Annotated in this window: 4 protein-coding genes; 2 read left to right on the top strand and 2 right to left on the bottom strand. The window is 35.3% G+C overall.

The annotated features are described in order from the left end of the window. Window positions 1–201 precede the first annotated feature (201 nt). Both AC5ZCW_RS06305 and dnaE read right to left on the bottom strand, forming a co-directional pair. The gene (locus AC5ZCW_RS06305) at window positions 202–1140 is read right to left on the bottom strand and encodes an outer membrane beta-barrel protein (RefSeq protein WP_281634564.1); all 939 of its coding nucleotides are present in this window, start codon (window positions 1138–1140) and stop codon (window positions 202–204) included. Window positions 1141–1317: 177 nt separating this feature from the next. After that, window positions 1318–5853, bottom strand: coding sequence for a DNA polymerase III subunit alpha (gene dnaE, locus AC5ZCW_RS06300; protein WP_496118553.1), 4536 nt, complete (start codon window positions 5851–5853; stop codon window positions 1318–1320). A 267-nt stretch (window positions 5854–6120) separates the two neighbouring features. Between dnaE and AC5ZCW_RS06295 the strand changes: the two genes are divergently transcribed. Both AC5ZCW_RS06295 and leuC read left to right on the top strand, forming a co-directional pair. Beyond that, entirely contained in the window at window positions 6121–9351 is a 3231-nt protein-coding gene (locus AC5ZCW_RS06295) for a T9SS type B sorting domain-containing protein (RefSeq protein ID WP_496118551.1), read from the top strand. Window positions 9352–9891: 540 nt separating this feature from the next. Next, window positions 9892–11286, top strand: coding sequence for a 3-isopropylmalate dehydratase large subunit (gene leuC / locus AC5ZCW_RS06290; protein WP_121362563.1), 1395 nt, complete (start codon window positions 9892–9894; stop codon window positions 11284–11286). Window positions 11287–11380: the final 94 nt, after the last annotated feature.

Raw genomic sequence — 11380 nt, 5'->3', positions numbered from 1 at the left:
AAAAACAAAATGAGTGTTTTAAATGCTGTTAGAAACAAAATAATACATAGAGTTTTTGCAGTAATAAAAAAACAAACCTTTTATGAAAAAGATTTGGTTTTATCATAGAAATCGAAATGACAAAAAAAGCACATAAAAAAGAGGATATTCTTTCGAATATCCTCTTTTTGTAAACTATAAACTATAAAAAAAATTGGAAAATTATAGGCTGTATTTGATACCTAATGTTAATCCTAATCCTGAGATTCCAACATAAGAACTTAACTCATCCATTGGTTTATCTTTATTAACTCCATTTGGATTTGTTAGAGCATTGTTTGAATTTACATCTAAACCATCTCTGTAATTAGTGTGAATTTGAGCTGTAGTTCTAGTAGCTAAAGCATCATTTCCGTTTACTGTAAAGTCAGTTGTTTCTTTTGTTTTACCATGTACAGTAAAGTTACGGTACTCTAATTCAGCAAAAGCAGAAAGGTGTGATGTAAGTTTGTAAGTTGTACCAACAGCAGCTGTAAATCCGATAGTTGGGTTTGGTTTTACTTTATCAACGCTATGAACATTTCCAAAAACTGGAGCACCAGTACCTGGATTAACTCCTACTGGAGCAACAGCATCTGTTTTAATTTCTAAATCTCCATGAATTGGAACTAAAACCCCAACTTTAGTATAAGGCTCAAATCCGTTAGATTCTCCTAAAAACATAACAATTGCAGGAGCTAAATCAAAAGCTGTAATTTGACCAACTGATTTAAAGTTGTAAATTCCTGTAGTTGCAGATGTAGGGATATATGGCTGATCTGAAGTAGTCTGTGCCATAGTTTTATCATTACTAGAGTAATAATTAACTCCTAATTCAACTCCAATACGTGTAGAAAAACGGTAACCAGCAGTTATACCAGTTCTAAAACCTTGTCCAAAAGAACCTGTAATACTTTTTTCAGAAACTAATTTTCCTCCTACATAAGTTCTGTCTAATGCAGCATTTCCTCCAACAGTTGGAAACTCAGTTGAAGCTGTTTGGTTAAAATAAGATCCTCCCAATTTAAAATACCAGCTTTCTGGTTTGTCCGCTTTTTCTGTTTGCGCCATTGTGGCCATAGAGCAAACTAATAATCCTAATAAAAATAGGTTCTTTTTCATAATTTTGATTTATTGATTAGTACAAACATAGAATATTTTAACACATTCTTACCGTTTGCAAAGTTAGACTTGGAACGAAAACGTTGTAATTTTGGGCAATATTACTAAAAAACTATTATGCACGCATATTTTTAACATAAAAAATTAACATGCGTCTAAATTTTAACTGTTAAATTTTTAGTTCAGTTTAAAATTAATCTGCATTTTCTCCAATTCTTGCAGTAATTCAGTTGAGATTCTAACCTTTAAACGACGGCTAGGCATCGTTAATTTTGTTACCACTTTTATTTCTTCAACTTCATTTACCTCTTGAATCTTTGCATCTTCCATCGCACTATCTTCATTTTCATTTTCGGTTTGAAAAACAGCGTCATCTGCTTCAAAATCTGTTGGAGTTTCTACCTCAACCAAACGTTTTATTTTTTCCAGCTCCATGATTTCAAAAGTCACAGAATTCTCTCCTTTATTTTCAGCAAACAAATGACTCAACTTATGAATGAACTCTGGATGCAAATCTTTTATATTCAATAAAACGATAAGCTTTTTGGCGAAAGCTTCCAAAATATCCTGTAATTGGCGAATCTCGACAAACTGCATTCTCGGATCTGTTTTTTTACCTGTATCATGATTTACCCAGCCATCTTTAATCATTATTTTCAAAAAGGCAAAATTATTCTGAATCAAGAAATGGCGAAATTTCAAATATTCTTCTCCAAAAATCTTAAACTCATAACTTTCATCATAACCTTCTAAATTGAAAGCTGCCCAGCCCTTTCCGTTTTTAGCAACACGGTGCTGAACGTTATTGATAATTCCAGCAAACATTAGGTTCTTTCCAACAAACTCATTCATGCTTTTCAACGATTCCAATCGGTTATTGCAGAAGTATTTCATTTCAAATCTGAAATCATCAAGCGGATGTCCAGAAATATAGATTCCAACAACCTCTTTTTCTTTTGCCAGTTTTTCCATTGTACTCCAATCTTCACACGGAGGCACAACTGGTTCTGCAATTTGAACTTCGCTGGTTTCTCCAAATAAACTTACTTGAGAAGAGTTTTCGTTTTCCTGAAATTTCGATCCGTATCGCATTGCTTTTTCGTAGAAAGTAATTCCGTCGCCATCATCGTGGAAATATTGCGCTCTGGTTGTTCCTTCAAAAGAATCAAAACCTCCGGCAAGTGCTAAATTCTCAATCGCTTTTTTATTGGCCGCACGCAAATCAATTCGCTTTGCCAAATCAAAAATTGATTTATATCTTCCATCTTTTCTGTTTTCCACAATTGTTTCTACGGCTCCAGAACCAACACCTTTAATCGCTCCCATTCCGAAACGAACTGCGTAATCATCGTTTACCGTAAATTTATAGTAGGATTCGTTTACGTCTGGCCCAAGAACTTGTAATCCCATACGTTTACATTCTTCCATGAAGAACGAAACTTGTTTGATATCGTTCATGTTATTCGAAAGTACCGCTGCCATATATTCTGCAGGGTAATGTGCTTTCAAATAAGCCGTTTGGTACGCAATCCAAGCATAACAAGTCGAGTGCGATTTGTTGAAGGCGTAACTCGCAAAGGCTTCCCAGTCTTTCCAGATTTTCTCTAGAACCTTTGCATCGTGACCTTTTGCTGCAGCTTGTTCAACAAACTTCGGCTTCATTTTATCAAGTACGTCTTTTTGCTTCTTACCCATCGCTTTACGCAAGACGTCGGCCTCACCCTTTGTAAATCCTGCTAAAGACTGAGACAAAAGCATTACCTGCTCTTGGTAAACCGTAATTCCGTACGTCTCCGATAAATATTCGGCACAGGCATCTAAATCGTATTTGATTTCTTCGTCGCCGTTTTTTCTTCGAACGAAAGACGGAATATACTCCAAAGGTCCTGGACGATACAATGCATTCATCGCAATTAAATCTCCAAAAACCGTAGGCTTCAGGTCTTTCATGTATTTCTGCATCCCAGGCGACTCATATTGGAAAATTCCAACCGTTTCACCTCTTTGGAAAAGTGCATACGTTTCTTCATCATCAATTGGAAAAGTATCAGGATCGAGATCAATTCCTGTTCTATATTTTACCAGTTTTACGGTATCTTTTATCAGCGTAAGGGTCTTCAGACCCAAGAAGTCCATTTTCAGCAATCCGGCACTTTCTGCAACCGAGTTGTCGAACTGTGTTACATATAAATCGGAATCTTTTGCTGTTGTTACGGGAACGTAATTCGTAATATCCGATGGTGTAATGATTACCCCACAAGCGTGAATTCCGGTATTACGCATCGACCCTTCCAGAATTTTTGCCTGCTGAATGGTTTCTCCTGCCAAATCATCTTCATTGGCAATCGCGATTAATTCTTTTACATTATCAAATTCGTCTGAACGAAGCGCTTTTTTAACTTCTTCTTCACTCTCCGAAATAAAACGCGCCAAATTCCATTTTGACGGCATCATTCCTGGAATCAGTTTCGCAATTCTATCGGCTTCGAATAATGGTAAATCCAGTACACGTGCCGTATCACGAATTGCCGATTTGGTTGCCATTTTACCATAAGTGATAATCTGGGCCACCTGTTTTTGACCGTATTTGTTGATTACGTATTCCATTACACGCCCACGACCTTCGTCATCAAAGTCGATATCAATATCGGGCATCGATACACGGTCAGGATTTAGGAAACGCTCAAAAAGTAAGTCATATTTAATCGGGTCAATGTTTGTAATTCCAAGACAGTATGCAACAGCAGAACCCGCTGCAGATCCACGTCCTGGTCCTACCGATACATCCATTTTTCTTGCTTCCGCGATGAAATCCTGTACAATCAAGAAATAACCAGGATATCCGGAGTTCGAAATCGTCATTAACTCAAAATCCAAACGTTCCTGAATCGATTCGGTAATTTCGCCATAACGTCTTTTGGCACCTTCCATAGTAAGGTGTCTCAAGTATTTATTTTCTCCACGTACACCACCGTCTTCTTCATCTTCGGGAACCATAAATTCGTCGGGGATTTCGAATTTCGGAAGTAATACATCTCGATACAATGAATATCCTTCAACCTTATCAATAATTTCCTGAATATTGATAATCGCTTCTGGCAAATCAGCAAAAAGCTTTTTCATCTCGTCTTGCGACTTGAAATAATATTCCTGATTTGGAAGTCCGTAGCGATAACCACGTCCACGTCCAATAGGTGTTGCCTGCTTTTCACCGTCTTTTACACAAAGTAAAATATCGTGCGCATTGGCATCTTCTTTATTTAAATAATAAGTATTGTTAGTCGCAATTAATTTGACATTGTGTTTTTGTGAAAACTCAATCAGGGTTTTGTTGACACGATTTTCATCTTCCTGATTGTGGCGCATAACTTCAAGATAGAAATCTTCGCCAAATTGTTCTTTCCACCAAATTAAAGCTTCTTCAGCTTGATTTTCACCAATGTTCAAGATTTTACTCGGAATTTCTCCGTATAAATTCCCAGACAAAACCATGATATCTCCTTTGTATTGTTCCACAATCCTGCGGTCAATTCTCGGAACATAATAAAATCCGTCCGTGTAAGCGATCGAAGCCATTTTGGCCAAATTGTGATAACCCGCTTTATTTTTAGCCATTAAAACAACTTGATAACCGTTGTCTTTTTTGCTTTTATCTAGGTGATTTTCGCAGATATTAAATTCACAGCCTACAATTGGCTTTACCTCCGTTTCAGTTGGCTCTTCTCCAGCTTCAACTAGAGCTTTATTTTTTCCAGATGCCGCTTTGTTGTGGTTCATTACAGCGCTCACAAAATGGAAAGCTCCCATCATGTTTCCAGTATCCGTCATGGCAACGGCAGGCATTCCATTTTTGGCTGCAGCAGCTACAATGTTTCCAATTCCGATAGTCGATTGAAGTACTGAAAACTGCGTATGATTGTGCAAATGCGCAAATTTCGCTGCTTTAAAATCGGCTTTATCTTCTTCTGAAACAACATTTTGCTGTCCTTCTCCAGCTAAAGCTTTAAGCTGCTCTCTAATTTTATCAGAAGCTGCTTTTAAATTGATATGTTTTAAACCAATTAACTTAAATGGCTCAACATTTCTTTCCTGAAATTCTTTGAAATATTCCTTCGGAACGTCTAATTCTTCTTTTGTAAAAACTTCTCTTCTAACCAATTCAAGGAAACAACGTGTAGTTGCCTCAACATCGGCAGTTGCGTTGTGCGCTTCCGCGAAAGGCTGATCGAAAAGATAGCTGTGTAATTCGGTCAAAGTTGGAAGTTTGAATTTTCCTCCACGACCTCCAGGAAGCTGCAATAACGAAGCGGTAACTTCGGTACAAGTATCCAAAACCGGCATTGAACTCATTTGAGATTCAACTCCCATTCTATGGAATTCGGCTCCCATAATATTAACGTCGAAACCTAAATTCTGACCAACTATGAATTTGGTTTTGCTTAAAGCAATATTGAATTTCTCCAAAACTTCAGCCAGTGAGATTCCATCGGCTTCAGCCAATTCAGTTGAAATTCCGTGAATACGCTCGGCATCATATGGAATATTAAATCCTTCTGGTTTTACCAAGTAATCCTGATGCTCAATAAGCTGTCCCATTTCGTCATGAAGCTGCCAAGCAATTTGTATACAGCGAGGCCAGTTATCAGAATCGGTGATTGGGGCATCCCAGCGTTTTGGTAATCCGGTTGTTTCGGTATCGAATATTAAATACATAGAGTGAAAATACAAAAATTAAGCTCCAAATCCAAGGCTTTTCCAATATAAACACTTGATTATATGGAGTGTGAAAAATTGCTTTCTAAATCATGGAGAGGATTCAAATTTACGTCTTTTTTAGAGAAAATAAAGCTCTAAATTGTTAAACATAATTATCAATTTCAAATGTGTTTTCTAAGAAAAAGAAAAACTTTTAAAGCAATATATTTGTGTTAAATTTTAAAAAATTAAACTACATTTGGCTTCCATCCAAGTAGAGTTTATATGCTGAAAAAATTAATATATTTATTCTTTTTCTTATTTTTTAACTTTCTTTTTGCCCAGTGTCCGCCGAGCGATGTTCTACTATACAAACAGACAGATGTTGATAATTTTGTAGCTTCATACCCTAATTGTGAAGTTATTAATGGAAATTTATCTATCGGTGGAGACGCTTATAATTTTTCGAAATTAACTTCAATAAAAAGAGTAGAAGGTAATTTGAAAATCGAATATTCTAAAATATCAGATGTCTCTAATTTCTATAATTTGGAATATGTAGGAGGTGAATTATTAATAAGAGGCACACAACTTAAAAACTTGGTTGGCTTTAATAATTTAAGAACTATAAACGGCAATTTAAACATTTACGAAAACTATCTCAATGAAACAATTGACGGATTTAAAAATCTAGAAACTATAAAAGGTAATTTACAATTCTATGAACTATCATTAAAAACAATTACTGGTTTTGAAAAATTAGTTGAAGTTACCAATCACTTAAGAATAAGTGATAATAGCAGTTTGACACAAATTCCAAAATTTAATTCATTAAAAATAATTGGTGGCGATCTTTCTATCACCACTAGCAATGTCCCAAGTGTTCTAAAAGAAATTGACGGCTTTAATGCATTAGAATTTATTGGGCATGATTTTAACTTAAATGCACATTCGTTAGTTTCTGTGCAGGGTTTTAAAAATTTAAAAAGAATAGAGCGTTTTTTTCAAATGGATTTTTTTGGCACTGGTTCTACATCCTTAAAAACCATTCCTGCTTTTGAAAGCTTAGAAATTATTGGTTCTGGATTTACGCTTTATGGTTCAGGCCTAACTTCATTATCAGGATTTAAAAATTTAAAATCAATTGGAAGCGTTACGCCACCAACAGGATGGATTATAATTGCAAGTACTAAATTATTGGAATCAGTTGATGGATTTAACAATCTTCAATCAGTTGCGGGTGTTGTACAAATTTTAGCCAATACCAAACTTGAAAGCTTAAAGGGACTTAAAAATCTAAATAAAATTGGAGGTAGTCTGGATATTAATTACAACCCATCTTTAAAAAGTTTAGAAGGCCTTCAATCTTTAACACAATTAGCTGATACAGGTGCCAGTTATAAAACACTTGCAATATATTACAACTCTTCTCTTACCGACTGTTCTGCAATTTGTAACTTACTTTCCTCTCCCTTAAAAAATGGTCTAACAGAAATTATAGGAAACCCATCAAAATGCAGCAATGAAAGCGAAGTAAAACAAGAATGCATTCCTGATTTTGATAAAGACGGAATTTTAGATGATGTCGATCTAGATGATGATAACGACGGAATTCTGGATATTGTAGAAGAAAACGGGATTCCAAACAGGGATACTGATGGAGACGGTTTTCCCGATTCTCGAGATTTAGATAGCTATAATGATGGATGTTATGACGTAATCGAAGCTGGATTTGATGATAATGATGGTGACGGATTCTTAGGGAATTCGCCTTGCATTGTTGATGCAAATGGCTTGGTGATTTCTGCATCAAATGGCTATACTACTCCATTGGACAGTAATAATGATGGCATCTTTGATTTTCAAACCTCAAATGTTTTGAGTGCAGGAAAAAATGGAAGTCTAAGAATATGTACAAATCAAACACCTCTTGATCTTTTTAATTATTTAACCGAAAATCCCGACCGAGGAGGTGTATGGAATCCAAATTTGGCAAGTGGGACTGGAATATTTAATCCTTCAATTGATCCTTCTGGAGTTTATACCTATACTATTTCAAATGGCAAATGTGGGACTAAAAGTGCTCAAGTAACTGTTCTAAAAGATTTATTGCCAAATGCTGGAGAAAACAATACTTTAACCATTTGCAGATCTGGTGAAAAGGTAGATTTGTATACTATTTTGAAAGGAACTCCAGACAAAGGCGGAACTTGGACCCCCAATTTATCAAGTGGAACTGGAATCTTCAATCCTAAAGTTGATGCTAAAGGTCTTTATAAATATACCATTACAAACGGATCTTGTTTAAGCGACAAAGCCGAAATATTAGTCGATATTCAAGAACTACCAAATACTGGGGAAAATAGCAATATATCTCTTTGCGTAAACGAAAATCCAATAGATCTTTTTTCAATTTTAAAAGGAACTCCAGAAAAAGGAGGCTCTTGGACTCCTGCCCTAACAAATCCTAACGGAATATTTAATCCTAAATTGGATCCTCCAGGAATATATAAGTACACTATCTCAAATCAATATTGCGGTACTATCTACACTGAAGTCGAAGTTAAAGTCGACCCCTATCAAAGTGCTGGTCAAAATGGACATTTAAACATTTGCTACAACGACAATCCTACAGATTTATTTAACAGCTTAAATGGTTCACCTAACACAGGCGGAACATGGAGTCCGGCATTGGCAAGCGGAAGTGGAGTATTTGATCCCAAAAAAGACCCGTCAAGAATTTACAAATACACTATATTAAATAGTTCTTGCGAAAATAGCATTTCCGAAGTCGCTGTCAATGTTTTGAAATTACCAAATGCCGGAGAGAACAACTCATTATCAATATGCATTAACAATGACCCTGTTAATCTATTTAACTTCTTAAAAGGCAATCCAGATGAAGGTGGATCATGGAGCCCAAATTTATCAAACGGAAATGGATTATTTAATCCCTTATTTGATAATTCAGGAATCTATACCTATACAGTCGACAATGGTATTTGCGGAATTGATAAAGCCGAAATAACGGTTACGAAAAAAACAATTTCAGAAATCCCCAATTACTTTATAAAAACAAATGATTTTAGCGATAAAAACAGTTTAGAAATTGTAATCAATACAGGACTAGAGTATGAATATTCTTTAGATGGCAATTATTATCAGAAAGAAAATGTTTTTAGTAATCTTTCAGGCGGCGATTATACAATCTTTGCGAGAGAAGTAAAGGGTTGCGGATTTCTAGAAGAAAAAGTTACATTACTAGACTATCCTGCTTTTTTCACTCCAAACGGAGACGGATACAATGATAATTGGGAACTAAAGGGTTCAACAAATAAAAAATACTCAATAACTATATTTAATAGATATGGCAAGCTTCTAAAAGAATTAACTCAAAACAATACTTCATGGGATGGTACTTACAATAATATCCCTCAACCATCTGATGATTATTGGTTTCAAATAAAATTTAGTGATGGCAAAATTCAAAAAGGGCACTTTGCTTTAAAGAGATAATTTTTTTCTCGTGATAACTTATGAGATTAGTTCCGATAAAATTTTACAACATTTATTATCTCATATAATCATAAAATTTCATAAAAATACACCTCTTGGATGTCGTAGTATTTTGGTGCTTTATTCAATCTAAATAACATCCGAAAAACTCCTTTAAAAGCTTTAAAAAACCCAAAAACCACACTTTTTACACAGAAATCAAAACTAACAATTATTACTATTTTCATTCATTTTGTTAGATTTTTTCAAACAAATTCTTATATTTTGTATTGGTTTTGAGATAAATTTGCAAACTATTAAAACAAAAAACAAACAAGAAAAATTAAAGCCGAAAAAGAAAAGCTAAATCAGTTTCTTAATCATTTTTCTTTCAAATTTTAGTTTGCAAAAGCCATTTGACAATTTGTAAATTAGTTTGGGTATCGTATATAATGAAATATTGAAATTGACGCTTTTTTATCTTTTTTTACTTTTGTTTTGCTATTATAATGAACAGGAAATTGCTGTGGTTATAGAAATTACAATTAAAAAAAATAAAAAATGAGTAAGACATTATTTGACAAAGTATGGGATTCACATGTTGTGCGTAAAATTGAAGATGGACCAGATGTGTTTTTTATTGACCGCCATTTCATTCATGAAGTTACGAGTCCTGTTGCTTTTTTAGGATTAAAATCAAGAGGCGTTAACGTATTATATCCGGAACGTACTTTTGCAACTGCCGACCACAATACACCAACCATAAACCAACATTTACCAGTTCAAGATCCGCTTTCAGCTAATCAGCTTCAAGCTCTTGAAGACAACGCTAACGAATACGGAATTTCGCACTGGGGATTAGGTCACCAAAAAAATGGTATTGTACACGTAGTAGGTCCTGAAAACGGAATTACTTTGCCAGGTGCTACTATTGTATGTGGAGATTCACATACGTCTACTCACGGTGCTTTTGGAGCTATCGCTTTTGGTATCGGAACATCTGAGGTTGAAATGGTGCTTTCTACACAATGTATTATGCAGCCAAAACCAAAGAAAATGCGTATCAACGTAAACGGTAAATTAAGCAAAGGTGTTGGTCCAAAAGACGTTGCACTTTATATTATTGCTCAATTAACTACTTCTGGAGGAACAGGTTATTTTGTTGAATATGCTGGTGATGTTTTCGAAAACATGACTATGGAAGGTCGTATGACAGTTTGTAACTTAAGTATCGAAATGGGTGCTCGTGGAGGAATGATTGCTCCTGACCAAACAACTTTTGATTTCTTAGAAGGAAGACTTTACGCTCCAAAAGGAGAAGCTTGGACAAAAGCGGTTGAATACTGGAAAACGCTAAAAACTGATGCTGATGCTGTATTTGATGCTGAATTAAACATCAAAGCTGAAGACATTGAACCAATGATTACTTATGGTACAAACCCAGGTATGGGAATTGGTATCACAAAACATATCCCAAGTGCAAAAGAAGTTGAAGGCGGCGAGGAAACTTACAAAAAATCTTTGGCTTACATGGGCTTTAACGAAGATGATGTAATGATTGGAAAACAAATCGATTACGTTTTCTTAGGAAGTTGTACAAACGGACGTATTGAAGATTTTAGAGCTTTTGCTGAAATCGTAAAAGGAAGAAAAAAAGCAGATAATGTTACCGCTTGGTTAGTTCCGGGTTCTCACGTTGTTGAAGCACAGATTAAAGAAGAAGGTATTTTAGATATCTTGACTGAAGCTGGTTTCGTATTACGTCAGCCGGGTTGTTCTGCTTGTTTAGCAATGAACGATGATAAAGTTCCTGCTGGAAAATATGCAGTAAGTACTTCAAACAGAAACTTTGAAGGTCGTCAAGGTCCTGGTTCAAGAACGCTTTTAGCAAGTCCGATTATGGCTGCTGCAGCTGCTGTTACAGGAAAACTAACAGACCCGAGAGAATTATTCTAATTCTCGCTGTAAGCTTTAAGCAATAGGCTTTAAGCTTTTTACAGCAACCTGAAAAGGCTTACAGCTTATAGCTTATTGCCTAAAGCAAAAAAAA

Source organism: Flavobacterium sp. PLA-DH12 (assembly GCF_059511845.1).
The sequence above is the reverse complement of the archived record's forward strand: the minus strand, read 5'-3'. Positions and strand labels throughout refer to the sequence as shown.